Below are 26048 nucleotides of genomic sequence, written 5' to 3'. Positions count from 1 at the left end.
GGTCGGCCGGTGGTCAGAGGAGAGTGCGGCGAGGGCGTCAGGTCGTCATGAGCATCGGCTCGGCGGTGAACGCCGTCTCGGCCGCTCGCGCGTAGGCCGAGAAGTCCGTGTCCGGGGTTCCCACATCGATGCCGAAGCCGGACAGGGCCTGGGCGAGCTGGGCGCGTGCCGTCTTCTGCGCGGAGGCGTTCACCGTGGTCGCGATGGCGGCGATGACGCCACCCGGCCGGGTCGGCGTCGGACCGGTCTTCCCTGCCGACGGATCGAGCGGCTGCGTACCGTCCGGGTCGATCGGGTCGAAGGCCAGGGCGTCTTCACCGATGTAGCCGGTGTCCGTGCCGTTCGAGGGGCCGGGCGAGGTGAGCGTGACGCCGGTGAGCTGGTTGTCCACCAGCTGATCCCCGGGCGCGGGCAGCGCGTTGCCCGCGCCCTTGCCCCACAGCGCCTGTGGCACCGCCGCCTTGGATGCCGTCCACGTCCAGGCGTTCATGCACAGGGCAGTCGAGTCATTGGTGACCCAGACGCGGTGCACGCTCGTCAGGTCGGTGCGCTGCATCGGACGGATGTTGACCTTCGAGCCGGTTTCGGCCTTGGTGCCGCCGCTCTCGGCCAGGTACAGCTCGCTGACCGGCATGGCGGAGTCGGTGGAGAAGGTGAACCCCGAGGTCGCCACCTGCCACCGGGAGTCCTGGCTCCGCGTCCCATCGGGTTGCTGCGCGTCGCTGATCAGGCCGGCGCCGGGCAGGATCCGTACGGTGCTCTCCGGCGGTGGCAGCATGCTGCGGAAACCGGCCCAGTCCAGGGCCTTGTCGTCCGGGTCGCGGTCGCGGCCGAATCCGATGGTGAAGGAGATGAACCACAGCTTGATCTTGGCCTCGCCGCCGGTCGGCGGGCCCCACAGGCGTAGGTCGACGCCGACCTCGACGGTGATCGTGATCTTGACGAACCAGACCTTGATGCGGGCCTGCACGCCGACCGAAACCCGCAGGCCGACATCGAAGTAGAACGGCTTCCACTGGATCAGGGCGTCCACGCGGGCGTCCAGCCAGGCCCGCAGCGCGCCCGAGTGGAACCGTACCTCCAGCGCGCCGCCCGCCATGACAGCGGCTGGGGTGAGCGCGAAGTACGCCTCACCGGAGACGGTGACCTTGCCCGACAGATCCCAGTCGAAGCCCAGCCTGGGCACGGCCGGATAGTGCGAGGGCGGCGTGTAGTTGCGGTGGTAGCCGCCGATGGTGACGACGAAGTCGCCCCTGTTGGGGCTCGGCCCGAACCAGGTCTTGAACGCGACGCCGCCGCGCAGCGAGCAGTTCGGGTCCAGGAGGAAGGAGTTGGGGGTGAGCTGCGCGGCCAGGGTCAGCTCGCCCGCGTTCGGCTTGAGTACTGCCTGCAGGGCGACTTCGACGTTTGCGTACCGGCGGCGGCCGGCCTCCTTGGGGAAGCACATCGCCGCGGTGCCCAGCAGGCCGAAGGTGAGATCCGCACCGGTCTGGAGGAGCAGCATCGCGCTGCCGTCCAGTCGCTCGCAGATGGTGAATCCCAGGCCGGCCACGATCCAGAGGGGATCCTCACCGGAGCCTGCCGGGGTGATCCAGGGTGTGTCGCCACCGGTGAGGGTGTCGAGTACGGCGAGCGGATCGGCCGAGCCGTCCGGGTTCGCGCCGATCGCTCGCGGATCGTCCAGTGCCCGGAGGAACGGGAAGTCGCTCAGCTCTTCAACACCCGGCTCCCGCAGCTTGCTGCGCCATCCCATGCCACCGGCCACACCACGCACTTGGAAGGCGGGCGGCCCGACGGCCTTCTGGGGCGTCAGCGCGCCGAAGGCGAAGAACGAGGTGCGGTTCCCGGAGGTCGGCACGTAGGCGGCGGCCACCGCGCTGCCGGTGAAGGACTTCGTGTCCACCACCAGCACCCCGCCCACCACCAGCTCGTATGGCGGCTGGGCGTCCCTTGCCACCAGCCCGCCGGAGACATACAGCGGCGGCTTGTTGTACGTGACCGTCTTGCTCTTGCCGTCCGCCAGATCCCCGAAGTCGATGAAGGACCGGCTCGTCGGCACCAGCGCCGACGCACCCGCCACGCGAAGCCTTCGGCTGTGGCGGGCCAGCGCACCCGGCGCGAGGACGACGAAGCCGTCGTCCGTGGCCACGGCGTACGACGCGTCCGCCGCGCGGGCGCCGGGCATGGCGATGCCGTTTCCTCTGTCCGTACCCGAGCCATCCGGTCGCACGGGCATGGGCCGCCCCAGCCCATCGCGTCGCTTCAGGTCCAGCTCCCGCGTCTGCGGCTTGCCGCGCACGGGCACCCACACCGGCTCGTCACCCAGCACGCCGTGCCCCTCGGCCGCGGCACCCCAGCCGCGCGCCGCTGGCCCGGCCGCCGCCCCGTCTGCCCCCGGCATCAACAGCCAGCAGCCCTCCCCGACCCCGCCCGCTGCTGTCGGTACGTCTTCCCCGGCAGCAGCGGCCAGGGCGGCAACCTGCTCCCCGCTCAACGCCCGGTCGCCGCCGGCCACCAGCCATCCGTCGGCGCCCCGGCCCACCCACAGCCGCCCGGTGTCCTCGCGGCACACCGCCGTCCACCGGCCGCCCTTGCCTTCACCGCTGACCGACAGCGTTCCGTCCGCCTGCCGAAGCACCAGCCGGGACGCGCCGGCCATCCCCGGGAGGTCCACGACCCGCAGGCCCAGCTCGGCCGCGAGGGCCTGCGCCTGCGCTCCCTCGCCCGGCAGCTCCGCGGCCACCGTTACCCCCTCGACCTCGGACCCGCCGTCGTGGGAGAAGGTCATCTGCACCGAGGCCGGTTGCTCGGCCCAGGTGGTCTCCACGGTGCCGGAGAAGGACAGCGCGTCCGAGTCGATCCGGGTGGCTCTGGCCCGCATCACCCCGTCCGGGAAGAGCGGACGGAAGGCGTCGCCCAGCCCCAGCCGTTCCTCCGGCACCTCCAGCAGCCGCTCCCCGCCGGCATCGCCCGCCTCGGCCAGCAGCCGCCGCAGTTCCGCTACCTCGATTGCCATCTCCGACTCCCCGCGCACTGTGCTACACCGACCACCGCACGTACCGGGTCACCAGCATCCGGACCCCAACGAGATGGGCACCACGCTGACCGGCCCCGATTGCGGCGTAGAAATTCCCCAGGCCGTATAGATACTTGGGCTCCTGTGCTGGCCGGCTATTCCTGATCGGGCGGATTTTCATCCGGAGGAGTGAAGACGGCGCAGTCGGTGTATTTGGCGCGATGACGTCGCGCCGCCGGGTTGATGAACGTCAGGGACCAGCACGTCTTCCTGTGCGTACGGTCGTCAGGGGCTGGCGGGCGCCCCAATGGCGGGCGATAGCTCGAGCGGCCCGTCGGGGGCGGAGAATGAGCCGTTGCCGGGTGACCCGCTGTGGGGGCATGGCGATCTCTGCCCAGACGCATTTGCCGCAGGTGGTGTGCTCGGCCCCATGGCAGAGGGACAGGCGGTCGATGAGTGTCATACCGCGTCCGGACTCGTCCTCGGAGTCCGCCCAGTGCGGAACAGGGAGGACGAGCGAACCGTCGTAGACCTCGACGAGGATTCGGCGTCGGCTGAGGTTGGCGGACACCGTGATGGTGAGCATCGTGCCGGTGCCGTGCCGCACCGCGTTGGTGACCAGTTCCGAGGTGATGACGGTCAGTGCGGTATCGGAGGACTCGTCGAGGCGGAGCCTCCACTTTTGCACCAGATCCTGGAGACGGCGGCGGCTGATCGGCACCGAGGTCGGATCGCGGACCAGAAGGAAGCTTTGGCTATGGCAGCGCATGACAGAGACCCTTCGACGGTTCTTCAGACCGGGGCTTGAGGCGAGGGGAGCCCCTGAGCGGCAGGCCGACGTGATCCACGGGGGATGCCGCCCTCAGCGGGGCCGGCTGTGCGTGGGTGGGTGCCGCATGCCAACCGTTGCCGGTACGGCAGCACCCAGGGGAGTGCGGCCGGGGAGGTCGCTATCCGGTGGTCGGTGGTCTGCGTCGTCGCTACTTCGTGGCGACGACGTAGACGCTTCCCCAGCGACGCTTCGGATTGGCGATCTTGGTGTCGAAGGTCCACGGCTCTACGGTGGCGAAGCCCGCTTCGGTGAAGAGCTGGACGAGCTTCTCGTAGTCGTAGGCCCAGAGGTGCGGGGTGTACTTGGGGTCGTCGTCCTGGTCGCGGAAGACGAGGTTGACGAGGTCGAGCCGGGTGTTGATGTCCCCGCGGCAGTCGCGTTCGGCGTACCAGCGGTCGATCATCTCGTCGGCGAGGTTCAGTGGTCCGGGGTACTGGCTGAGTGCGAAGGAGGCGTCGGGGACGCCGGTGATGATCCGACTGCCCGGAGCCAGGATGCGGTGGGCTTCCCGGACGTAGTACTTGACGGAGCGGGGGTAGTCGACGTGCTCCAGGAAGTGCTCGGAGAAGATCAGCTCGACGGTGCCGTCGTGCAGGGGGATGCCTTCGCGGACGTCCCAGAGAATGTCAGCCGGAGGGACGGCGTCGATGTTGAAGAAGCCCTCGATGCGGTGGGCGCCGCCGCCGATCTGGACCTTGGTGGGCTTCTGGTCGATGCGGCCGTCGGGCCAGGCTCGCTGGCTGGCGTGGTGGTAGCGGTGGAGTTCGATCTCCCAGGCCGTAGTGCGGAGTGCTCGGGCCAGGCCGTGGGTGGTGGAGGGCGCGCTCAGTACGGCGTCGATCTGCTCGCCGAGGAGGTCGACGGAGGGCATGCCGAAGTAGCTCATGGCGGGGCTCCTGGGAAGAAGAGGCAGCAGAGCAGCTGCTGGTGAAGGCTGCAGTGGTTACGCGGCGCTGGGCGCCGGGGCGGTCCACTGGTTGTTGCGCATGAGGGTGTACTTGATGTCCACCAGCCGCGGGGCGATGGCCAAGGAGAGCTGCTCGGCCGGGTGGAGGTGGCCGGCGTCGTCCTGTTCGGCGCGCCAGACGCGGTAGTCGAGGTTGGGGTAGGCGGGGTTGATGCCGATCTCGCCCTTGGGCATCGTGCCGTTGAACGGGGTGACGATGTCCATGTGGTTCCAGTAGTTCCAGGCTTGCAGGGCCTTGTACTGGTCGAAGTAGAAGTAGAAGTCGGGGTAGCGGCCGAAGGTGCGCAGTTCCCGGTGGATGAGGTGGCCCAGCAGGGGGCCGAGCTGGGTGGCGAGGGCGTCGAATTCCCAGCGCTTGTGATGCCAGGCTTCCGGGGCCTCCCCAGGGGCGAAGAGCCGGGCTGCGATGAGGTGGCTGATTCGTTCGACCAGGTAGTCGGCCGCGTGGTTGATCTCGATGGTCGGGTCGACATGGTGGATGAGGTCGGCCAGCCGGCAGGGCCTGGGGCGGAACTTCGCGAGGTCGAACTTGCCGGCCATGTTCGGGTAGGAGGCGAAGAGCATCTCCTTGTACAGCCAGTTGTTCAGCTCTCCGATGTCGGCCAGGCGTCGCGTGTGCTGCGAGGTCGAGTGGAGCATCAGGTACTCCGCCAGCGCCTCGAAGTACAGGTAGCCGAGGATCGGTAAGCGGGGGATGGTCTCGTCGAGCAGGCCGAGAAAGGGCCTGGCGGCGATGTGCGTGCCTCGGTAGGCCACGGCCGCAGCGGTGGCGAGGAAGGCGGCAGAGTTCTTCACCCTGGCCACGACGGTCTCGCGTAAGCGGTGGCGCTCGCCCTTGCTCAGCAGGTATTCGAGGTGGCAGTAGATCCGTAAGTGGATGAGGCCCAGCCGGAGATAGTCCACTCCCGCCAGGCCCTGGTACGCCTGCGGTGGGGTGTTGATCTCGAAGATCAGCGGGGTGGGCACCCGGTCTGCGACGCCGAGCTTGGCCAGGAAGGCCGGCGCCTCCTTGGTCAGGACGTACGCAGCCAGGTTGTGCATCCGCAGGCCCCGGTCCGTAGCCGTGAGCGGGGCACAGTAGATGCTCCCGACGAGGCAGCCGCCGGACGGGTAGAGGACTCCTTGCTCGTTGATCTGTTCAAGGGCGTGGGTGACGTGGAGGAGGTGCAGTGTGCCGTTGCCGTTGAGGGCGTCGAAGAGGGAGTTCTGCCGCAGCAGGCGCCCGTTCGGTGTGGCGGCGAGCCGCTCGTCCCAGGTTGCCGACTGTCGGGCCAGCGGGTCGTTTGTATCGGCAGGGCTGGGGATGTGGGTGGTGTCGTAGAAAGCGTGGACGTCGGCCCAGAGCTGATAGGCGTCGAGGAAGTCCATGGTCACGCGAGCTCCTTCTCCGCAAGCGCGTACAGGACGGCCGCCGGGCTGTGGGCACCGGCCAGGTGGGCCTTCTCGGAGATGCCCACGAGGTCGAAGGCGAGGCTGCGGAACGCGCCGAAGGCCGGCTCTTTGATGCGCTGGGCGTTCGGCCACCACCTGGTCTTCGGCAGTCGGTAGCGGTCCAGGGCATCGGCGGCCTTCACCACGTCGCAGATGACGTGGCTCCGCAGGTAGTCGGCCTGGTCGTCGGGGCTGAACACGGCGTAGGGCACGTCGTGCAGGCGGACGGCGGTGGCTGCCCGTGTGACGCCGCGCGGTGTGGCCGTGAGGTCGAACCGGCCCCAGATGGTGTCTGCGTTGGCGGCCAGCCATATCGCCGCGCGTTCCCCGTGGCCGCGGTCGTCCTTGTCGTGATGGCGCTGGCAGTCGTGGACGGCGGCGGCCACGATGACGGTAGTGGTGTCGGCGTCGTCCAAGCCGTTCGCCTCGGCGAGGATGGCAGCCAGTGCTGCGGTGCGCATGGCGTGCCGGACGCCGTGGATCGAGTCGTACAGACGGGGCTCGGCTATCCAGTCGCGCGGTAGTGCGGCCCGCCGCAGGAGGTACTGCGCGAGCGGCCGAAGGGCCGGCTTCGGCGAGGGCTGGAGATTGGGCTGGTTCGTTGTGATCCAGTCGATGGTGGCCCGGTCCATGTACTGGTGGAGCGGCAGCTGCCCTCGGGCAGCAAGGTCGATCAGGCTTGCGGTCGTTGGGGTCGTGCTCATCATGCCCACCCCCTGGTGGTCTCCGCGGGGACGTGCTCCTATCGGATGGGCGCGGCCTGCCGCTCGCGCTCCTTGCGCTCCTTCTCAGCGGCTTCGAAGGCGGCAGTGAACTCGGCCAGCTCCTGCTCGGTCATCAGGGTGACGCCCAGCTCGTTGGCAACGTCCGTGATCTTGGCGGTGGCCTCGGCATGAGAGGCGTCGGGGGCGTCGTCGTCCAGCAGGACCTCGAATTCGGCGTGGTAACCCCATGCCTCGCTCCACTTGACCGCGATCTCGACACCGTCGAAACGGAAGTTGTGCCGAAGATTGGACGCCTCGTGCATCGCTCCCTCGAACCCGAGAGCGTTGAACACCTTCACCGCGGCACTCACGTCGGCCGGTGCGATGGCGAACTCGGTCTCCGCGAATGCGGCGCCCTGGCCGATCTTGCTTCCCTTGAGGGTGATCTTGGCGGTGCCGGCAGCCGTGTTGTCGGTGACCTTCAGCAGCTGGTCCGGCAGCACGTAGAAGTAGATGTGCTTGTCGTCGGGCCCCAGGTCCTCGCCGTCCCTCGTCAGACGGTCGACGAGCTGGTCACGGGCCTCCTTACTGAAACGGGCACGCATCTCGATCTCGATGGGCATGGGCGTATCGCCTCCTGAATCAGGCATGACGGAGCCAGCCGGACCGGCGCCAAGGGGTGGGTAGCCGGTTCGGGTGGCTGCTGCTTGTGCGGTTGTGGGTCAGGGGCGGGGCGGTGCGGCCGTCACTCAGCCCGGCTCACCACCCCGCCGGATGGATCACCGGTCAGTCCAGGTCGCCGAAGCGTTCCCGGACGACGCCTTCGTGCAGGTAGGTCGGGAGCTGGACGCCCCCCACCGAGGTGCGGCTGGTGGCCACCTGGTCTTCGGTGTCGCTGGGGAAGCCCTCCAGGAGGCGCAGGCACTGCTGCACCCACTCGCGGGACTTGGGTCGATCCCCCAGGTCGCGGTGGCGTACCGCCAAGGCGTACGCGGTCTCGGTGGCCGCCCACCGGTCTGTCGTCAGTTCACGCTGGAAGATGGACTCCAGCTCATCAGCGGAGGCCAGGCGGGTCTGGATGGTCATGGATTCCCCTCAGAAGTCTGGTCGTGCACTGGTGGTGCTCAACGCATCGGCGCCCCCGCGGTGACGCCGCAACCCGCCGCTAGTACGTGTAGATCTCCGCGAGGGTCTTGTAGTCGTGCAGTTCGTCCTTGTCGAACCACAGCTCGATCTCCTGCTGTGCTTCCTCCTTGTTGCCGGAGGCGTGCACGAGGTTGGCCACGGCCTTGCCCGAGGCGATGCTGCCCGCGGCGCTGTAGTGCGAGAAGTCGCCTCGCACCGTCCCCGACGGCGCCTGGTTCGGGTACGTGCTGCCGACGATCTTCCGCACCGTGGCGATGGCGTCGAACCCTTCCAGCACCAGTGCGATGACCGGGCCCTGCTTCATGAACGTCGACGTGACGCGGTAGACCTCCGAGCCCAGCCTCTCCTCAAGGTCGAAGTAGTGCCGCCGGGTGAACTCCTCGTCCATCCACTTCATCTTGGTGCCGACGATCTTCAGCGCGGCTTCCTCGAACCGGGTGATGATCCTCCCCGCCAGACCACGTACGAGCGCATCGGGCTTGAGCAGGACGAGCGTGCGCTCAACGGGGTTTCCCTGATCCTCAGCCATGGAGTCCCTTTCGGCTTGTATGCATGGAGATTGACGGCGGATCAGCCGCCAGGAAGCTGAGGTTACCGGCGCCCACTCGCTCGACCGGACGCCCGGAGATTCCCTCGGATGGCGGACACCGGAAGGCGGCACGATAGGACTGAAAACAGGGGCCCGTTTCAGCCAAGTTCCTTGAGCTCACTACGTGTTGAGGGCGCTCACCTAGACTCTTCCTTCGGTCGACCGGCGCTCTTACGCATAGGCGGGTTGGCCACTCAGGGCGTCTCCTGCGGCTCGCTTCACCCTGGTGACCATCATTCTTCCGAGTCACCCGCAGGACGGCCATGAACCGCCAGTGCAGCCGGAGTGCACCTTCAGTGCGCGAGTTCCTGCACTGAGAGCGCGGCGGAAGGAGGAGGGCGGAAGTGGATGTGATCGAACTCTGGAGCGGCCGCCACGCCTGCCTGCTGCAGTCCGCCCTGCGCCTCACCAATGAACAGTTCGCGGCCCGGCTCGGCATCGCGGTACGGACCGTGGCGGCCTGGCACGCCGACCCGGCCGTAGTGCCGCGCAAGGAGATGCAACAGCTCCTCGACACAGCCCACGAGAAGGCCCCGCCAACGGCACGACAGCGGTTCGCGCTCCTGGTCTCCGCCGAACGCAGCTCGTCCGCACCGGGCCCAGCAGGTGCGCAGGCCCTGCGCGTCGCGATCGCCGTGGTCATACGTGATAGCGAGGTGCTGCTCGTCTGCCGGCGAGACGATGACGCAACGGGCCTCAGCTGGCAGTTCCCGGCAGGCGTGATCAAACCAGGCGCCAGGGCCGAGACAGCGACCGTGCGAGAAACGCTGGACGAGACCGGTGTGCACTGCGCGATCCGGCAGCATCTCGGAAACCGGCTTCACCCGGTGACCGGCGTCCAGTGCGAATACTTCCTGTGCGAGTACCTCGCGGGCCAGGCCACCAACTCCGATGCCGTCGAGAACATCGACGTGATGTGGGTTCCCAGAAACGCGGTGACCCGTTTCATCCCCGTCGATACGATCTTTCCACCCGTGCTTGCCGTCCTGGAGGAGCAGACGTGACGCAGCAGACCGCCGATGAGCGACCCGGCATTGCAGCGGCCATCATCGTGCACAAGGGACGCGTTCTGATGGTCCGGCGCCGGATCAGCGAGGGGAAGCTCTCCTGGCAGTTCCCGGCTGGCGAAGTCGAGCCCGGTGAGATCCGTGAGGACGCCGCCGTGCGGGAGACCAAGGAGGAGACCGGTCTGAACGTCTCCGCCGTCAAGCTGCTGGGCGAGCGTGTCCACCCGGCAACGGGCAGGCTGATGTCCTACACCGCCTGCGAAGTGATCAGTGGAATCGCGCATGTGGCGGACACCGAGGAACTGGCCGAGCTTGCCTGGGTAGCACACGACCAGATCCCCAAGTATGTCCCGTACGGGCTGTTCGGGCCGGTGCAGCAGTACCTGGATGCTTGTCTCGCCAGTTAGCCACTTCGTGCACGAGGCGTCCGAAATACGTGACGGGCCCGACCGGGGAACCGGTCAGGCCCGTCACGCAATGCGCGGGTGGTGTTCTCAGCGGCGCGGTGCGCGTGGTGCCGGACTCGTTGTGAGGTGCGGTGCAACGGGCTGCTGGTCGGCGGCCCGGCTGGCCTGGGGGGCTTTCGGGGCCGGGGCGTAGGCGGGGAGGTCGGCTGTGCGGCGTAGGCGCCAGACGAGGACTTCGCTGATGGAGCCGGCGGTGTCGAGTTCCCGGTGGGCTGCGGCTTCGGTGAGGAGAACTTGGGTGTTGTGCCCTGCTTGTGCTGCGTCGGTGAGGGTTGCGGCCAGGGCGTCCCAGCCGGGCTCGGCCAGCACGGTGTCTGCGAGCTTGGGCAGCGCGGTGCGAACGGCTTCCTCCTGGTGGCGGCGCAGTGACGGTGGGATGCGGCGGCCACGCTCCTGCAGTGCTGCGAGGGGTGCGGCGGCGGCTTGCCGGTAGGCGGCTCGGAGATGTTCGGCTGCCTGGTCTGCGGCTTCGGCCTGCTGGGCGTGGTGGCGCTGTGCGTGCCAGCGGGATGCCGCGACGGCGAGGAAGACCAGCGTGTCGATGACCATCGCGGTGCCAGCACCGTCTTCGCCCCTCCCGAACGCCGGACCACTGCGGACGAGCTCGCGAGCCGCTCGGCGGAGCTGCTGGGCATGGCGGAAATCGGCCCGGGTGTGGGAGCGGGAGGCCCGCTCGAACGCCCAGGCCGCATCCCGTAGTTGCTGGCGGGTGTGGAGGGCCGAGGACTTGGCGAGGGCGTCGAGGACTTCGCCGGTGGCGGCGATCTGGGCGGCGACTGCGCCCTCGTCGCCCTGGTCGAAGGCGAACAGCGCTGCCCATGCCGCGTTGGTGGCTGTGCGTCGGGCGTCCGCAGGTGCGGAGCGGGGGGCGGGGCGGTGTTCCCGAGGGTCGTCGTTGGCCGGCTCGGGTGTGGCGGGGTCTGTGGTGAAGCGTTCCTGGATGCGGGGCAGGGAGAGGTCGGGGGCGAGTTCGGAGCCGGAGTAGAAGATGGGTTCGCGGCCTTTGTTGCGGTCGCCGGGCAGGGCGACGGTGTAGCCGCGCAGGTCTCCTGAGGGCAGGACGCGGGTGCGGACCAGAAGGCCGGCGTCCTTGAGGCGGTCGAAGAACTCCTGCTCGCTGGCGGCGCCGGCCACCGCGCGGCGGACCGTCTCGCGCAGCTCCTCGCGCGCCGTGAGGTCCCGTCCCTGGCGCTCGGCCTTGTGGCGCTCGGCGCTGGTGGGCCGCTTGGCGGCGGTGCCGTCGCCGGGGGTGACGCGACGCAGTCCGTAGTCGGCTTCGATGCTGCGGCATTCGGTCTGGGCGCGGCGTGCTTCGTTGTGGCGGCGGGGGCGGCGGCCGTCTTCGCGGACGAGGGTGGCGATGATGTGGATGTGGTCGTCGGCGTGCCGCACGGCTGCCCATCGGCATGCGGCCTCGTCGCCGTCGGGGGCGATGCCGGTGGCGGCGACCATGCGGCGGGCGATGGCCGCCCAGTCCTCGTCCGACAGGATGGGATCTTCGGGGGCGGCGCGTATGGACAGGTGCCAGACGGGCTTGTCCGGTCGGCGGTTCTCCGCAAGAGCGTTGACCGGCTGGTCCAGCAGACGCGCAAGGCGCTCGTAGGCGGCCTGCGGGTCGCGGCCCGGGTCGGGGGTGAGCGGGTCGTAGGCGGCGACCAGGTGGGCGTCGATGTGTTCCTCGTGGGTGCCGGGGCCATAGAGATAGCGGATCAGCCCGGCAGTGTCGCTGCCGCACTTGTGGAGGCTGGGGATCATTTCGGGGCGCCGCCGTCGCGGTGGGCGCGAAGAGCCTCGGCGGCGTCCTCCATACGGTGGGCTGCGCGCCGGACTGCCTGGGCAGCGGCGTCTAGCTCGGGTGCGTCGGCACCGGAGTTGAGGGCCTTGGCCACCTGGTTGAACAGGCCGTGGATCCGACCCAAGTGCCGACGGGCGGCGAAGATCTCGTCGAGGACTTCCCGTTCGGTGGCGATCTCGGCGGCGGTACGGGTCAGGTCGCGGGCGGCCTTGTCGACGGCGTAGGCGAGGAAGGCGGCGTTGCTCATCCGGCAGCGCTCGGCTGCTGCGGTGAGGCGCGTGAACTCGGCGTCGTTCATGCGGCAGCTGGGCTGGTGCGGACGTAGCTTCTCCTGGCGCGGACGCTGACGCTTGCGCGAGAGGGACTCGGCCGGCCTGTTCCCTCCCTGCTGCGGTCCGCCCTCGGCCGCAGCATCCTTGCCCGGTGCCCCCTGGCGCGGGGCGTTCCCCGCCACCCCTGGGGCGGGGTTCCCGGGAGCATTGCTCCCGGTACAACTTGCTGCGTCTGAAGCGTGGTTGGTGGTCGTCTCCTGGTGGGTGCTGGAGGGGCCATGGTGATGGTCGTGCATGTGGTGTTTCTCCGTGGAGTGGTGCGGGATGCGGTCGTGCTTGTGGGGGTGGAGCTGGGGTTTGGCCTGAGTCGGCTGTCGCTCCGCTGGGGCGGAGTGGGTGGGGATTGGCGTAGGGGACTCGGCGGTTGGTGTATCGCAGCGACGCTGCTGGCGCGGAGGCGGACCGGAGGTGCCACGTCATTGGTGCCGCCAGGCAGTGGCGAACCGCCATCAGCACTGCGTCAACACCTGGGTTGGCGTTGTGGCGCCTACGCGGCGTCGGTGATGGCGATGGCGGATGCGGGTTCCGCCATGACGGCTTTGGCCACCTCGTCGGCGAGGTCCTTGCGGATCGTGTAGCCCTTGCCCCGGATGGTGTCTTCCAGGACGGTGCGGGGGACCTTGCCGGTCTGGGCGCGCATGGCGCGGGCCGTGGCTAGCAGCACGTCATCGGGGACGGTGGTCTTGCGTCCCTCTGGCTTCCGGCCGCCTGTGCTGGGCGTTGCCTTGAGCTCTGGCGCCTTGGCGACGGCGGGCTTCGCCTTCGGCGCGGGTTCATCGGCCGCCTTGGCGGAACCGTCCGCGCTGCCGTGGTGCGGCTGCTCCTGGCGGGCCGGATGGCCCGGCGCCGGCGTTGGCGCGGCGACTACGGCGACCGGCCTGGCGGTTGGCGGTTCCGCCACCGCGCCGCCGGCGGCGAGATGGCGGTTGATGACGAGGTAGAGGTGGACGGCGCCGGCCAGCGCGAGTGGGGCGATGGCCGACAGTGCCCCGACGGTGAGGTTGTCGAGATACAGGCGGGCCTGTTGGTTGAGGCGGATGGCGTGGAGGGCGTTGGCCCAGATGCTCGTGAGGGTGGCGCTGCCGACGAGCGACCACGCGTACAGGCGGGAGCGCAGTGGGGCGGTGCGCAGGATGAGCAGGGCGCCGACGCCGATGGCGATGAACCCGTCGATCACGAGGGGAAAGGCGTAGACGAGCAGCCCGCCGACGTGGATGGCGATGGCCATCTGCCGCAGGGCGTCGTAGGAGAGGGCGAACCCAATCGTGCCGAGCAGGGCGATGCCGATACGGATCGCTGCGGTGCCACGGGCTGTGGTCCGGGTCGAGGGCATGTGGGTGGCGCTCCAAGTGGGGTGGTACGAGAGGTGGTTCATGGGGGCGTGCACGGCGTTCACGAGGGGGGCGTACACGCGAGCCCCCTTCTAAAGGGGGGCTCGCGCGTGAACGCTCTGTCGCGTGTACGGCGTGTACGGTCGCGTGAACGTTTGACCTGCGGTTTTGCGGTGCGCGTGAACGCTTTGGGCGGGCGTGGAGGGCATGGCGGCGAGAGGGGCGCGTGTACGGTCGCGTGAACGGTCCGGGCCCGGCCGGGCGGGGTCAGGAAACGACGCTCATGTGCCGCACGGTGGTGTAGTAGCGGGCCTGCTGGCCGCCTCCGCTGCCGCCCGCGATGCCTTCGGCCTTCGTGGCTTTTCCCGCTTTCACCAGGCGCTCCAGCTCGCGCCGGGCTTTTTCGACGGCGCCTCGGGAGGGTGTGGTCTCTCCGGTGAGGAGGGTGGCCAGGTCGCGGGTGGTCAGCCCACCGGGGTGGGCGGCCAACAGGGCGGACGGGTCGAGGGCCGGGTCCACGGTCGTGGTGCCGTGGGTGTGGTCGTGCAGGAGCTGGAGCGGTCCGATCTCGCCGGTGCACATCTTCAGGTGGTGCAGGGTGACGGCGGGGTCTCCGGAGTCGCCGGAGAGGAACAGGACGCTTCCGGCGCCGGAGGTGAGCCAAGTGGAGCCGTAGACCCGGTCCAGGGTGGGGCGTTGGCCGCGTGGGGCGTCGGCGGTCGCCTTGCGCTGGTGGTGTAGCTCCATGATCTCCACACCGTTGCGGATGGCGCGCTGGCGGGCGTTGTTGAACGCCACGGCGAGGGCGTCGTCGACGAGGGTGCTGATGGCGTCCTTCAGGCTGTCGATCACGATGGTGTCGGCCTGGTGGGCGGCGGCGAGGTCCGCGAGGAGGTCGGGCTCCTTGTCGAGGGTCGCGGGCAGCGGGCCCTGCCAGACGGCCAGGCGCTCCCGCAGCAGCGGTTCGTCGGGCGCATCGATGCCGCGGGCCATGGCCTTGGCGATCTGCTTCGGTCGGTCCATCGCCAGGTACAGCACCCGCTTGCTGGGGGCTACCGGCATGCCGAGGACGGTGTCCCGCAGGCCGATCCGGGCCAGGACGACCTGGTGTGCCAGCGTCGTCTTGCCCACCCCTGGCGCCCCGACGATCATCAGGCTCTCGCCCGAGCCCCAGGCGACCTTGTCGGGTGTGCCCCACAGCGGCTCCGTCTCGGCGCCGGTCGCGGTGACGAAGTGCCAACCATCGGTGAGGAATTGGGAGAGGCGGCCGTGGCCGGAGGCGAGGGCACGCTCGCGCTCGGCGCGTATCTCCGACTCGATCCCGCTGCGGATCACGTCGGGGTCGGCGCCCGGCTCCTGGGCGCGCTGGAGGGTGCGCAGGCCGGCGGCGCTCAGGCGGCGCAGGTCGGCCTTCCTGCGGACGATCTCCGCGTGGTAGACGGCGCCGCTGATGCCGGGGGAGGCGCCGGCGAGCTGGTGTGTGTAACTGGGGCCGCCGACGCGCTGGAGAGCGTCCAGTTCCCCGAGGCGGTCGTTGACTGCGATCGGGTCGGTGGGCCTGCCCTGGCTGTGCAGGGAGAGCAGGGCACGCCAGATCGTCTCGTGGGCGGGACGGTAGAAGGCGTCGTCGCCGAGGACGGGTCGTACTTCGTCGATGGCGGCGCTGTCGTGCATGCAGGCGCCGAGGACGGCGCACTCGGCGTCCACGTCGTGCGGGGGCTGCGACATGGACGCGGGCATGGGCGGGGTCGTACTGTGGGGCACGGAGCTCCTCGACTGCGGGCCATATGGGGCGGCAACCCCGGCTTCGCAGGAGATCGTTCAGGGATGGGCGGTCATGAGGTTCGCGCTTGAGCCCCTCGGTGTTCGCTTCACCGGGGGGCTTTTTGCTGCGCGGATCGTGGGGTGAGGCGGGCTCCTGCGGTCGTGGTCGGGCGGCTGGGACCACAACAATGCCACACGAATGCCGATTGCAGAAACCCTTTGCGAACCGCAGCGTGGATGCTACTGTTGAGTCGTTCCTGCAAAACGCAGAAGAGCGATGCCTGAAGGAAGGAGGGATTGATCCATGACCGACGCGGAAGCGGACGGTGCCGAAGAGGGGGTTCTGCTCAGAGGCGAGGAGAACGTCGCCGCCCGGCTGAGGGTCGAGCGGGAGGCCAGGGGCTGGAGCACCAACTCCCTGTCGGACCGCATGAACGAGGCCGGGTACGAGATGAACCCGTCCGCGGTGTGGCGGATCGAGAACGGCAAGCGCCGGGTCAACCTCGACGAGGCGATCGGCTTCGCCGAGGTCTTCGGCGTCTCGCTGGACAACCTCGTCGGCCCCCCGCGCCTCGCCGCCAAGGCCCGCGCGATGGAGCTCATCGAGAATGTCGTCCGCGCGTTCCGTGAGACCCAGCGGGCGGGCGCCGCCTTCAGCCAAGCCCGAGACGCCTTCGACGCCTACCTCGCGGAACACCCCGACATTCGAGACGAAGCCGAGGTCATGGTCGCCAGCGCCTTGGCCGACGAGGCCATCCCGAACTTCGCTCAGGCGTTCCACCTCACTCAGCCGCCCAACGAAGCATCCGACGACGAGCCCGGAGCCAGCCAGGACCACTGACCGGCTGGCCAACCTGGACTGCTGCCACAGACCACCCCGGCCCTGGGGCCCGCGAATCCCCGGTCCAGGGAACACAACACATTCCGCCCATCCCAAGAACGACCCGGCGGAGTGCGGTGTTGCCGCGCCGCACCCGCCAGACGAGGACCCACCCTTGCGTCGCCCGGCGATACCCCACGCCTCCATCCAGACCCCGAAGCCCGCGAAGGAGGTGATCACCCCCACCCCCGACCCGCTCCTCAGCCCCGCTAAGGCAGCCGAACACCTGGGCACCGGCGTCCGCTTCATCCGCCGCCTCGTCCAGGAGCGCCGCATCCGCTACGTCAAGGTCGGCCGCCACGTCCGCATCCGCGCCAGCGTGCTGGACGCGTACATCGACGACCACACCGTCCCCACTCTCCGCGAAGCGCGCTCGGCCTACCGGAGGGCGGCTTGATGACGGCCCGCAAGCCGCAGCGGCGGCGTGAATTCGGGACCGTGCGCCGGCTTCCCTCCGGCCGATGGCAGGCGCGCTACTGGGCACCGGACGGCAGCCGCCGGACCGCCCCGGAGACGTTCGAGTCCAAGACCGACGCGCAGACCTGGCTCACCCTCACCCAGGCCGACATCGAGCGCAAGCACTGGATCGACCCCGACGCCGGTGCGGTCAACTTCGAGGCGTACGCGCTGAAGTGGGTCGATGAACGCGGGCTGTCCGCGACCACGGACGAGCTGTACCGCCGCCTCCTGCGACTACACATCCTGCCCACCTTCGGCCCGATGGACCTGGACGAGATCACCCCGCCCGGCGTCCGCACCTGGCGGGCCGAGCGACTCCAGGCCACCGGCGCGACCACGGTCGCCAAGTCCTATCGCCTGCTCAAGGCCATCATGGAGACGGCCACCGACGACGAGTTGATCCGCCGCAACCCCTGCCGGATCAAGGGCGCGGGCACCGAGAAGGCGAAGGAGCGGCCCACCGCGACCGTCGAGCAGGTCGACGCGCTCGCCGACGCGATCGGTCCGCGCTGGCGGCTGATGGTCTACTTCGGCGCCTACGGCCCGATGCGCCCGGAGGAGCAGGCGGCCCTGCGCAGGACCAACGTCACCCTCGACCCCCTCGCGGTCAAGATCCGGGAAGCGGCGCCCGAGCTGACGACCGGCCGCCGCGTTGAGGGCGACACCAAGTCGGACGCGGGCGTGCGCACCATCTACCTCCCTGGCTTCCTGCACATGGAGGTCAAGCGCCACCTCGACTGGTTCGCTGAGAAGGGCCTCGACGGGTTGCTGTTCGTCGGTGAGAAGGGTGCCCCGTTCCGGCGATCCTCCTTCGGCCGCAAGTGGCGCAGGGCCCGAGCGCAGGTCGGCTTGCCGGACGACTTCCGCTTCTACGACCTTCGCCACACGGGGCACACTCTGGCCACCCGGGCCGGTGCCACCCTCAGGGACGCCATGGTCCGCGCCGGCCAGTCCTCGGAGCGGGCGGCGCTGATCTACCAGCACTCCGACGACCAGCGGCAGCGGGAGGTCGCCGGAAGCATCGACGCGAGGGTTCGCGCGGACCGCGGCAAGGCGATGGAGCGGCGAGTGCACAAGAAGGAAGCCTGAATGTGTGGGTGCGGGACATATCCCGCACCCACCATCGCCTGAATTGGGGCTAACTGTTCTGGTCGCCCGATCGACTGCCGTAGCGATCGCTTTGCAGGCGGAGGAAGTCGTCGAGGGACATGTAGCTTCCGCCACTGCCGACAGGGCCTCCGTGAGTGGGCGGCTTAGGCCCGGAAGGCGACGAGCGGACTCTCCTAGCAAGGGCGATTACGCCGTCGACAGCAGAAGCCAGTGCACGCGTGGACTGGTCATCGAAAGGCTGCCCGGCGATGGAGTAGCAGGCGTTGGCGATACCGAGGACGAGTGGCTTATCCATGAGGTGCTGCAATCTGCCTTGGAAGACGCTCTCGACGACGGCTGCATCGATGTTCGCCCCGTTGACCCAACTCAGTTGCACGATTACGTCGGCGATGTGTCGGTAGGACCCGCATGAGCGGTAGTCGGAATTGAGACCATGTTGGATTGCCTGTGACCGTGCGTCTTGCAACAGTGAGAGCACGTGTTGCGCCTCACCTTCGACGTCTTCCCAGTTCGGCTGGTCAGAAGGAGGCGTCCGTGTGATGGCGGCTGCGGCAGCTGTTCTGGTGTGTAGCCTACTGAGCGCCTGATCCGCCATGTCGGTTGCCCACCGCGACAGCGCTGGGTCTGGTGCGGATCCCCGCGCCCTGTCTTCGACGGCGGTCTTGATCTCGGTGATCCACCGCAATGCCGCGCGCGTGCCAAGTTGGTCGGCGACGTCGAGAGTTGCTAGCGGGAGGAGCATGTCGGGTGCTGATGCAACGGCCTTGGCAGCGCTTGCCGCGAGCGCTGGTTGCTCGTCGGCTGCTCGTGAAATGACTGTGAGTCCCTGCCGCCGTTGCTGTTCCTCCAGCGCTGGATTCTGGAGGACGTCGGCGATGAACTGGTGATCGCTTACTTCTTCGACCTCGCTGATGACTTCTCCAGCAAGGAGGTCGGGGCCGATGGTTCCCCAGCGTGCGCCGCCGGCAGCCGGATACAGAGCGGTGAGCATTGCTTCGACGGCATCCACGAGTTGTGCGTCTGGACCTGCCCCTTCCGGAAGGCCACGGTGGTGAGCCTCCAGTCCAGCTGTGATGGCGGCTCGTGCGGATGTCCTATTGCTGGCGCCGAGCAGACTTTGAGTTGCGACCATGGCCGGCAGGAGGCCGGGCTGGCGGCGGAAGACATCGTCGAGCCCGCGCGCACGCGCAATCCGGTGCCAGTAGCGCTCCTCGTGGGCCAAGAGCACGTTGACCGGGTCGCCGTACTCTGCGAATGCTGGGTTTTCCTCCGTGAGGACATCGGCGAGAGCGGTTACGTGCAAGGAAAGCCGAGTGGGGCGCATCGCATTTGCCTCAAGGCGCCTCGGCTTAGACTCCGGGGCTGTGGCAGAAGCCCAGTCGTCCTCGATTCCGGCGTCCTTCAACGTGCGGATGCGTTCTTTGAACGAACTCCGCGCGGCCTCGTATGCAGCGACAGAGGTCTGGGGCTCCACGCAGTCGTTTACCTCGACGTGGAGCCCCGTCCCCATCGCAGTGTTTCCCTGGTGCGTGCGACGAAACGGCGGCCACCAACTGCCTTCATCGCGCGCCAAGAGAAGTATGCGAACGGGATGGGCCGTGCCCCAACCCTGAGTCAGAACGGTCAGCAACTCCTCGACCTGGTTTAGACGCGCTTCCGCATAATCGACGACCAACAGCATCGGCCGGTTCGCTGTGGCCAGGGCCGCGTATTGATCACTTCGTTGGGGCGTCTCGGATAAGAATCCGCCCGTCCAGGCTACGGAAGGGTCGAGGTTGGACTTCTCCTCGGTGAGACGGCGTAGCAATTCACTGGCCAACCGTGTCTTGCCGACGCCGCCCGTGCCAGTGATCGCGGCTACGTCGACCCTGCGATTGGATTTACACCATTGCGCCAAGAGCGCGGACTGCTCGTCCATTCCTGTCAACGGGACCACCTGAGCATGGGCCGAGAGCAGGTAGGAAGCGGACAGTCGCGGATCGGGCGGATCGTCAAGCAGCCCTCGAAGGTCGGCAGGTTGAAGGCGGGCTGGTCGGCCGGTGGCGGTGCTCACCGTCTTGGCGAAGCCTTCGGCTGCGAGGAGCCAGCAGGCTGGAGTCGCGATAAGTAAGGAAGCCTGCCAGTCTTCGGGAGCCTGAGTGGCAAGGCCGACTAGCAGTCCCTCGCAGAAGATCCCAGCACCGGACATGCCCCGCCACATGGCGGACTCGTTGCCATGGGGGCCGTCCACCTCGAACGCATAGCGCTGGGTCCGGGAAGCCGTCGTCGGATCAATGTGTCCGTGGACGACTTTCGGGTCGCTGACCATGACTTCCTTTGACCTGCGAAGGAAACGTCGTCGCATAATCTTGGGAAAGCCGACGGCCGTGCACAGGGGCCTGTTACCCGGGTGCTCGCAGGTGAGCTCTCCCCATCTCACGATCGGCACTCCCGCTCCGAGGTTCCCTCGGTCGGCCTGAAGCAGCGCGCTGTCCAGCTCTGCGTCGTGCCAAATCACCCGTGCCTCTACAGTTGACCCCCCTTCGAGGGCACGGACCAACACCGGTCGACCATCTGGACCTTGTCGGCAGGACACATGGGCTGCGGTGAGGATGAGGCCAGGGGCAATGATGCTCCCGGAACCGAACGTCCCATCACGAGGATTGTGGACCTCAACCGTCCGTTGGCGGAGGAGTGCGCTCACGCGGGTCTCTCAGGACAGGGGTGCTTCGCCCGGGAGTGGGTCGAACCCTCGCCCCTCATCCGAGATCAGATGGTCCTCCGCATGATGCAACTGCAGGTTCACGGTCAGCTTGTGGGTCTCGGTCTTTGCCCGTTCACCGCGTGCGCCGGCGGAGACGACGAACGCCTTCACTCCGCCGCCCGCAGAGGCCGAGTGCCGTAGCTCGATGCCGAGGTCAAGCGTCACGTCCTTGACCGTGAAGCGGAAGGGCGATCCCTCGCCGTCCCGTTGCGCTGCTGCGAGGCCGTCGCGGATGGCCTTGAGCGCCTCGGCCAACTCGGTACCGCTGGATTCCATGTTGTCCCCCTTATCTCCGGGCACCAGTAGGCCAGTTGGCCACTGACGAGCGCTACCCAAAGCCTGGAACCGGTGCACTTCGCAAGCGCAAGTCGGCAATTATTCGATGCTTCGGTGGTGCACGTCACATGAATTGCGTCTCGCCATTCGAGATCGATGGCCGGCGCGGGGGACTGGGGGGCAGCTTGTTGCCCCATAACTCGCTGGTTCCCGCCGAGTTGGGGCACGTAGAGGGCACGCGAGCCCACAGCAGGTCTAGACAACAAGCAAGCCCCAGGTCACTGACCTGGGGCTTTTGCGTGGAGCGGGTGACGGGAATCGAACCCGCGCTCTGAGCTTGGGAAGCTCATGTTCTACCATTAAACTACACCCGCGTAACACCGCCCATGTTCTGAAGGCGGAGCGTCGCCGCACACTCTACCCCATCACCGCGCCGCGGTGCATTTGGCATGTCCAAGGGCGGTTCGGCGGGGCGGATTTCGGGTTGGTTCGGGGGGCGCCGCGGGGCGGGACGCGGGTGCGGGGGAAGGGAGTTGAGGCGTACCGTGGGGCACCGGAGTGCCGCCCGCGAGTCCATCCAGTTCATCCCCTAATGTGGCTTTTGTTGTCCAGGCAGTTGGGAGAGGGACTTGATGGAGCGCACCGTCGTACGTTGTGCCGAGGGGCACGTGTTCAGCACCGCTTCGTTCCCCATGCAGACCACCGACCGGCTCGGTCCCGGGCGGTTGCTGCGCTGCCCGCGCTGTGCTCGGTTGCGGCACGCGGTGCCGGTGGAGCACGCGAAGCGGTAGCGGCGGTCGCGAGGTCGCGGCGGAGGTCGACGGCCTGAGGCCGGCGGTGAGCTCCGCGCGTGACGTCGACGTGAGACAGGAGAGGCCCGGTCCCCGGTGGGGGCCGGGCCCTCGTCGTGCAAAAGGGGTGTGCGCGGGCGCGTATCCTCGTCTGCGTGCTTCTCTCAGACAAGGACATCCGGGCCGAGATCGACGCAGGTCGGGTGCGCATCGACCCCTACGACGAGGGGATGGTGCAGCCGTCCAGCATCGACGTGCGGCTCGACCGCTTCTTCCGGGTGTTCGAGAATCACCGTTACCCGCACATCGACCCCGCCGTCGAGCAGTCCGACCTCACCCGAGAGGTCGTGCCGGAGGGCGACGAGGCGTTCATCCTGCACCCCGGTGAGTTCGTGCTGGCCTCGACGTACGAGGTCATCAGCCTGCCGGACGACATCGCCTCGCGGCTGGAGGGCAAGTCCAGCCTCGGGCGACTGGGGCTGCTGACGCACTCCACCGCCGGCTTCATCGACCCGGGGTTCAGCGGGCACGTGACGCTGGAGCTGAGCAATGTCGCGACGCTGCCGATCAAGTTGTGGCCGGGCATGAAGATCGGGCAGCTCTGCATGTTCCGGCTGACCTCGCCGGCGGAGCACCCGTACGGCAGCGACCGCTACGGCTCGCGCTATCAGGGGCAGCGCGGTCCGACCCCGTCGCGGTCGTTCAAGAATTTCCACCGTACGCAGGTGTGAGGCACCTCACGCAGGTGCGAGGCGGGGCCGGTGCGGGCCCCGGAGACGAAGAGAAGGTCTGGGAGAGTCGTGGGTGACGTGCGGGAGAACCTGACGTACGAGCGGTTCGGCGGAGCGATCCGGGAACTGGCGCAGACGATCGCGGATGACGGGTACGAGCCCGACATCGTGCTGTCGATCGCCCGCGGCGGGGTGTTCGTGGCCGGCGGGCTGGCGTACGCGCTGGACTGCAAGAACATTCACCTGGTGAACGTCGAGTTCTACACCGGGGTGGGCACCACCCTGGAGATGCCGGTGATGCTCGCGCCGGTGCCGAACGCGATCGACTTCTCGGACAAGAAGGTGCTGATCGCCGACGACGTCGCCGACACCGGCAAGACGCTGAAGCTGGTGCACGACTTCTGCCTGGGGACCGTCGCCGAGGTCCGCAGCGCGGTGATCTACGAGAAGTCGCACTCGCTGGTGAAGTGCGAGTACGTCTGGAAGCGCACGGACGACTGGATCAACTTCCCGTGGAGCGTCGAGCCGCCGGTGGTCCGGCGCGAGGGCCAGATCCTCGACGCCTGACGGCCGTCCGCCGCCTTCCCGCGAGCCCGCGTCTTTCCCGCGGGCTCGCGGCGTTTGTGGCGCACCTTTCGGCCAGTTCCGTCCCCGGTGTTCCGCCGGTCGCTACCTCCGAGTAGAAACCGGCGGTAACAGCAGACCGGAGGGGAGGCCCATGGTGCGGGCGAGACGCGGGCGAGGGCGGCGGCTGCGGGCCGCCGTGGCGCTGTCGGCGGCGGTGTTGACCGCCGCGTTCACGGTGACGGCCGGCGGCGCGAGCGCCGTCGGGGTCCGGCCCACGACGGCGGGAGGCGGAACGGCGGCCGGCCGAGGGGCCGTTGCCCCCCTGTCGCCGGAACTGGAGCGGATCAGGGCACAGCAGGCGACCAAGCTGTACGGCGACCCCGCGGTGCGGCCGCTCGCCGACCGGAAGACCTCGCTGATCTCGCTGGGCGACAGCGAGATCTCGGGCGAGGGCGTCGGGACGTACGAGCCGGGCACCGACGGGCCCACCAACTGGTGCCACCGGTCGCCGGACTCGGCGATCCACCGGACCGGGATCGCGGCGGACGTGACGTACAACGTCGCCTGCTCCGGGGCGTACACCGGCAACATCCAAATCGGCGGCAGCAAGCAGTACCCCGACGAACTGGTGCAGAGCGACAGCCTGGCGATCGCGGCCCGCAACACCCGGCTGAAAATGGTGCTGTTGGTCGCCGGCGCCAACGACGACCTCCAGTTCGGCCCGGTGATGACGGACTGCGTCGAGCGCTGGTTCCTGTTGCAGGGGACCTGCGAGCCGAAGTACCAACCGGGGTGGCGGGCGCGCGTCGACGGCCTGGTGCCGAAGGTCGAGTCGACCGTGCGGGACCTGCGCACGGTGATGCGCGGTGCCGGATACGCCGACGACGACTACCGGTTCGTGGTGATGTCGTACCCGAGCCCGATCGGGCCGGACGTGGAGGACAACCCGCGCTACCCCGGCAAGCTCCCGGGCGGCTGCACCGGCTACACCTCGGACGCCGGCTGGGGCCGCAACGCCGCCGTGCCGGCCTTCGAGCGCGGCGTCCGCAAGATCGCCCAGGACACCGGCGTCACCTACCTCGACTCCTCGCGGCTCTTCCACGGCCACGAGGTGTGCATGGCCAACACCTGGGCCCGCGGGCTGTACGTCAACATCACCAACCCCTTCCCGCCGGACGCCAATTCGGTCCGCCAGTCGTTCCACCCCAACGCCCGCGGGCACGCCGCGTTCGCGTCCTGCCTGACCCAGCTCTACGCGGCGCCGCAGCTGCGCGAGGCGTCCTGCGCCGACCCCGCGGACACCGGGCAGCCCAAGCTGTACGCCGGCGCCTGGGACGACGCCTACCGGCCGCTGAAGAACGCCGCGACCGGCGCGTGCCTGGACGCCACCGGCGGCCTGTCCCGCAACGGCACCGCGGTCGGCGGCTGGGACTGCAACGGCCAGCGCAACCAGGGCTGGTGGTACGACCCGGACCGCAGGTCGCTGCACGTGGAGCTGACCCAGGCCCGGTGCCTGGACGTCCCCGGCGCCCGCTACGAGGCCGGGGCCGGGCTGATCCTGTGGAGCTGCTCCGGCGCGGCCAACCAGCAGTTCACCTGGGACGGCGGCACGCTCCGGCCGACCGCCGCGCCGACGCTCTGCCTGACGCTGGGCGCGGCCAAGGACCCGCTGCGGCTCCAGAAGTGCGACGGGTCAAAGGCGCAGCGCTTCGCGTGAACGCCCGCTGAGTCGATACGGCCGAGGGGCCCGTCCCGGGAGATGTTCTCTCCCGGGACGGGCCCCTCGGCCACGGGCTCTTCCGTGGGCCGGATCGCGCCGCGCGCCCGTTACAGGGTGCCGAGCTTCACCAGGGCCAGCAGCGCGACCAGTTGGATCGCGGCGGCGCCCAGCGCCTTGGGCCACGGCAGGTCGTGCGACTTGCTGACCATGGACGTCATCAGATAGCCGGTGGCGAGCCAGGTGGCCCACCCCAGGACCTGCACCAGCGGGCTGTCGCCCCCCAGGAACATGGCGAAAAGCAGTCGCGGAACGTCCGGAATCGTCATGATCAGCATGGCCAGGCCGACGGTCGGCTGCCAGGCGCCGTCGCCGCCCAGCTGGCGGGCCATGGTGTGCGTGACCGCGCTCAGGATCAGCCCACCGACGATGAACATCACCGCGGTGATCAGCACCCACGGGATGCTGTTGCTGAACGTGGCGTTGAGCACGTCCTCGCGGGCCTTGTCGAAGCCGAAGACCGCGAGCAGGCCGTAGAGGAACGTGACGATCAGCGCCGGGCCCCACAGCGGGTGGTCCCGCATCCGCCAGAACGTGGGCGTGGGCCGCAGCACGAGGCCGGACAGCAGCTCCTTCCACGGCAGCCGGGGGCCGGCCGGCGGCGCGGACGTCTGCCCGGCCCGGTAGGTGCCGCCCGCCGCGTACTGCCCGTCGCCGGGCCCGTAGCCGTCCCCGTACGTGCCGTAGGCGTCCGGCGCCTCGCCGACGCTGAACTGCTGGGTGTGGCCCGGGGCGTTGTTCTGGGCGTCGTACGGTGCGTAGCCGCCGCCGGCGCCGTCGCCGAAGTACTCGGGCTCACCCTGCGGTCCGGGCCCCTGCGGGCGTCCTTGCTGGCCCGGGCCGCCGTACGGCTGCGGCGCCGAGGGCCACTGGCTCCGCGGGGGCGTGGGCGGGGGCTGCGGGGGCTGTTGCCCGTACGTCGCCGGCGGCCCGTACCCGGGCGGCCCCTGCGGCCCCGCCTGTTGTCCGTCTTGCGCGGGACGGGCGTCCCGTCCGCGACCCATCCTGAATCCAGCCACGCTCCCGAACGTACCCGGTCCGACAGATCGGGTGGCCCGCGACGGAGGGGCGGTGGCCCTTTGGGTCCGAGCTGTGACATCCCCTAGGGGTTTCCCCTCCGGGGAGGAGCCGTGGGCCTGCGGCCGGCTGCGCCCCACGTTGTCGGCCTTCCCGCCGTGCGGGTTGCTGTCCTTGCGCCTGCGGCGCGGAGCCGCTGCGCGGGGCGTATCCGCTGCGCGGGGCTGTCGGCTGCGGTGACGGGCCTCCGGGGGTGGTGTGCCGGACTGCTTCGCTTTACGGCGGGCCGACCACCCCCCGGGACCCCCCCCCACCC

23 protein-coding genes and 1 tRNA gene are annotated in these 26048 nt (G+C 69.0%); 8 read left to right on the top strand and 16 right to left on the bottom strand.

The window, feature by feature from the left end:
* Positions 1–37: 37 nt before the first annotated feature.
* The 8 genes from ACIQU6_RS00120 to ACIQU6_RS00085 all read right to left on the bottom strand — a co-directional run bounded on the left by ACIQU6_RS00120 (position 38) and on the right by ACIQU6_RS00085 (position 8625).
* Entirely contained in the window at positions 38–3016 is a 2979-nt protein-coding gene (locus ACIQU6_RS00120) for a DUF6603 domain-containing protein (RefSeq protein WP_403479343.1), read from the bottom strand.
* Between the two features lie 250 nt (positions 3017–3266).
* Positions 3267–3785: an ATP-binding protein gene (locus ACIQU6_RS00115; RefSeq protein WP_403479342.1), complete on the bottom strand. Its 519-nt coding sequence runs from the start codon at positions 3783–3785 to the stop codon at positions 3267–3269.
* A 211-nt stretch (positions 3786–3996) separates the two neighbouring features.
* Positions 3997–4734 (bottom strand): class I SAM-dependent methyltransferase, encoded by a 738-nt coding sequence (locus tag ACIQU6_RS00110; RefSeq protein WP_403479341.1) that lies wholly within the window; start codon positions 4732–4734, stop codon positions 3997–3999.
* 57 nt (positions 4735–4791) lie between these two features.
* Positions 4792–6183, bottom strand: a complete 1392-nt coding sequence (locus ACIQU6_RS00105; RefSeq protein ID WP_403479636.1) for a hypothetical protein — start codon at positions 6181–6183, stop codon at positions 4792–4794.
* Between the two features lie 2 nt (positions 6184–6185).
* On the bottom strand, positions 6186–6950 hold the full coding sequence (locus ACIQU6_RS00100) for a hypothetical protein (protein WP_403479635.1): 765 nt from the start codon (positions 6948–6950) through the stop codon (positions 6186–6188).
* A 38-nt stretch (positions 6951–6988) separates the two neighbouring features.
* Positions 6989–7573 carry a hypothetical protein gene (locus ACIQU6_RS00095; protein WP_403479340.1) on the bottom strand — a complete coding sequence of 195 codons (585 nt, stop codon included), beginning with the start codon at positions 7571–7573 and terminating at the stop codon, positions 6989–6991.
* 163 nt (positions 7574–7736) lie between these two features.
* Positions 7737–8036 (bottom strand): hypothetical protein, encoded by a 300-nt coding sequence (locus ACIQU6_RS00090; protein ID WP_403479339.1) that lies wholly within the window; start codon positions 8034–8036, stop codon positions 7737–7739.
* Between the two features lie 79 nt (positions 8037–8115).
* Positions 8116–8625 carry a nucleoside-diphosphate kinase gene (locus ACIQU6_RS00085; RefSeq protein WP_403479338.1) on the bottom strand — a complete coding sequence of 170 codons (510 nt, stop codon included), beginning with the start codon at positions 8623–8625 and terminating at the stop codon, positions 8116–8118.
* 404 nt (positions 8626–9029) lie between these two features.
* Here ACIQU6_RS00085 and ACIQU6_RS00080 point away from each other — a divergent pair, with 404 nt between their 5' ends.
* Together ACIQU6_RS00080 and ACIQU6_RS00075 are read left to right on the top strand one after the other, a co-directional pair.
* The gene (locus ACIQU6_RS00080; RefSeq protein ID WP_403479337.1) at positions 9030–9689 is read left to right on the top strand and encodes an NUDIX hydrolase; all 660 of its coding nucleotides are present in this window, start codon (positions 9030–9032) and stop codon (positions 9687–9689) included.
* Complete coding sequence (locus tag ACIQU6_RS00075) at positions 9686–10099, top strand: NUDIX hydrolase (protein WP_403479336.1); 414 nt, start codon at positions 9686–9688, stop codon at positions 10097–10099. The genes ACIQU6_RS00080 and ACIQU6_RS00075 overlap by 4 nt, the downstream gene beginning before the upstream one ends.
* 87 nt (positions 10100–10186) lie before the next feature.
* Here ACIQU6_RS00075 and ACIQU6_RS00070 read toward each other — a convergent pair whose 3' ends face one another.
* The 4 genes from ACIQU6_RS00070 to ACIQU6_RS00055 form a co-directional block, all read right to left on the bottom strand.
* Complete coding sequence (locus tag ACIQU6_RS00070; RefSeq protein WP_403479335.1) at positions 10187–11914, bottom strand: relaxase/mobilization nuclease domain-containing protein; 1728 nt, start codon at positions 11912–11914, stop codon at positions 10187–10189.
* Entirely contained in the window at positions 11911–12252 is a 342-nt protein-coding gene (locus ACIQU6_RS00065; protein ID WP_403479334.1) for a plasmid mobilization relaxosome protein MobC, read from the bottom strand. Before ACIQU6_RS00065 ends, ACIQU6_RS00070 begins: the two co-directional genes overlap by 4 nt.
* 521 nt (positions 12253–12773) lie before the next feature.
* On the bottom strand, positions 12774–13697 hold the full coding sequence (locus ACIQU6_RS00060) for a DUF2637 domain-containing protein (protein WP_403479333.1): 924 nt from the start codon (positions 13695–13697) through the stop codon (positions 12774–12776).
* 187 nt (positions 13698–13884) lie between these two features.
* Complete coding sequence (locus tag ACIQU6_RS00055) at positions 13885–15357, bottom strand: DnaB-like helicase N-terminal domain-containing protein (RefSeq protein ID WP_403479332.1); 1473 nt, start codon at positions 15355–15357, stop codon at positions 13885–13887.
* A 328-nt stretch (positions 15358–15685) separates the two neighbouring features.
* Between ACIQU6_RS00055 and ACIQU6_RS00050 the strand changes: the two genes are divergently transcribed.
* The 3 genes from ACIQU6_RS00050 (at position 15686) to ACIQU6_RS00040 (ending at position 17809) form a co-directional block, all read left to right on the top strand.
* On the top strand, positions 15686–16222 hold the full coding sequence (locus tag ACIQU6_RS00050) for a helix-turn-helix transcriptional regulator (RefSeq protein WP_344574674.1): 537 nt from the start codon (positions 15686–15688) through the stop codon (positions 16220–16222).
* A 154-nt stretch (positions 16223–16376) separates the two neighbouring features.
* The gene (locus ACIQU6_RS00045; protein ID WP_403479331.1) at positions 16377–16658 is read left to right on the top strand and encodes an excisionase family DNA-binding protein; all 282 of its coding nucleotides are present in this window, start codon (positions 16377–16379) and stop codon (positions 16656–16658) included.
* Entirely contained in the window at positions 16658–17809 is a 1152-nt protein-coding gene (locus ACIQU6_RS00040) for a tyrosine-type recombinase/integrase (protein WP_403479330.1), read from the top strand. The genes ACIQU6_RS00045 and ACIQU6_RS00040 overlap by 1 nt, the downstream gene beginning before the upstream one ends.
* A 49-nt stretch (positions 17810–17858) precedes the next feature.
* Here the strand turns inward: ACIQU6_RS00040 and ACIQU6_RS00035 are convergent, their stop codons facing one another.
* From ACIQU6_RS00035 to ACIQU6_RS00025, 3 genes are all read right to left on the bottom strand, one after another.
* Positions 17859–20513 (bottom strand): serine protease, encoded by a 2655-nt coding sequence (locus ACIQU6_RS00035; protein WP_403479329.1) that lies wholly within the window; start codon positions 20511–20513, stop codon positions 17859–17861.
* Positions 20514–20522: 9 nt separating this feature from the next.
* Positions 20523–20849 (bottom strand): trypco2 family protein, encoded by a 327-nt coding sequence (locus ACIQU6_RS00030; RefSeq protein ID WP_403479328.1) that lies wholly within the window; start codon positions 20847–20849, stop codon positions 20523–20525.
* Between the two features lie 300 nt (positions 20850–21149).
* Positions 21150–21223 (bottom strand) — tRNA-Gly (locus tag ACIQU6_RS00025).
* A gap of 572 nt (positions 21224–21795) precedes the next feature.
* Here ACIQU6_RS00025 and dcd point away from each other — a divergent pair.
* The 3 genes from dcd (at position 21796) to ACIQU6_RS00010 (ending at position 24655) form a co-directional block, all read left to right on the top strand.
* A complete protein-coding gene (gene dcd / locus ACIQU6_RS00020) occupies positions 21796–22371 on the top strand; it encodes a dCTP deaminase (protein ID WP_403479327.1) in 576 nt (191 codons plus the stop codon).
* Between the two features lie 69 nt (positions 22372–22440).
* Positions 22441–22938, top strand: a complete 498-nt coding sequence (locus ACIQU6_RS00015; RefSeq protein ID WP_018539917.1) for a phosphoribosyltransferase — start codon at positions 22441–22443, stop codon at positions 22936–22938.
* Positions 22939–23089: 151 nt separating this feature from the next.
* Positions 23090–24655, top strand: coding sequence for a ricin-type beta-trefoil lectin domain protein (locus ACIQU6_RS00010; protein WP_403479326.1), 1566 nt, complete (start codon positions 23090–23092; stop codon positions 24653–24655).
* A 110-nt stretch (positions 24656–24765) separates the two neighbouring features.
* Here ACIQU6_RS00010 and ACIQU6_RS00005 read toward each other — a convergent pair whose 3' ends face one another.
* Entirely contained in the window at positions 24766–25719 is a 954-nt protein-coding gene (locus tag ACIQU6_RS00005; protein ID WP_403479634.1) for a Yip1 family protein, read from the bottom strand.
* Between the last annotated feature and the right edge of the window lie 329 nt (positions 25720–26048).

The organism is Streptomyces sp. NPDC090442 (assembly GCF_044769405.1).
Lineage (GTDB): Bacteria > Actinomycetota > Actinomycetes > Streptomycetales > Streptomycetaceae > Streptomyces.
The sequence above is the reverse complement of the archived record's forward strand: the minus strand, read 5'-3'. Positions and strand labels throughout refer to the sequence as shown.